Source organism: Vibrio sp. 1288 (assembly GCF_033344475.1).
In genome coordinates, this window is record NZ_JAWPOX010000645.1 from 1 (window position 1) to 648 (window position 648).

Below are 648 nucleotides of genomic sequence, written 5' to 3' on the forward strand. Positions count from 1 at the left end.
CCACCACAACAAGCGCTGTCGTTGGTTCCTCCATAATGATGAGCTTAGGGTTGAAAGACAGCGCGATGGCAATAACCAGCCTCTGGCGCATTCCCCCAGAGAACTGGTGCGGATATTCACCCAGTCGATCTCGAGGGATGTTCACCAAATCGAGCAGTTTTTCGGCGCGATCTTTGGCTTGTTCGTTGCTGAGGCCTTGATGATGACGTAGGACGTCTGCAAACTGCTCTTGAATGGTCAGTACCGGATTAAGCGAGTTCATGGCACTTTGGAATACCATGGCGATTTCGCTCCAACGCAGCGCGCTTAGCTCCTTATCGGACAAACGTAAGATGTCCTTACCTTGGAACAGAATTTGTCCGCCAGAGATAAACGCGGGCGGCTTGTGCAGGCGATTGATCGAAAAAGCGATGGTACTCTTTCCGCATCCAGATTCCCCAGCAAGGCCGAATACTTCGCCTTTTCCAATATCAAAGCTGACCGATTTCACCGCATTAAAGTCACCATTGTCGGTGATGTAGTCCACGCACAAATCTCGGATCTGGATGACCGGATCGCTGTGAAAGGCGTGACTTAAATTAATCTCACTCATTAAAAATACTCAACCAATACAAAAGATAATTATTATCATTATCGTATTTGCAAATG

1 protein-coding gene is annotated in these 648 nt (G+C 47.7%); it reads right to left on the reverse strand.

Annotated features, from left to right (window positions below; all coding sequences use genetic code 11):
• On the reverse strand, positions 1–592 hold a 592-nt coding region (locus R8O11_RS28525), incomplete at its 3' end, for an ABC transporter ATP-binding protein (RefSeq protein ID WP_318195035.1).
• Positions 593–648 lie beyond the last annotated feature (56 nt).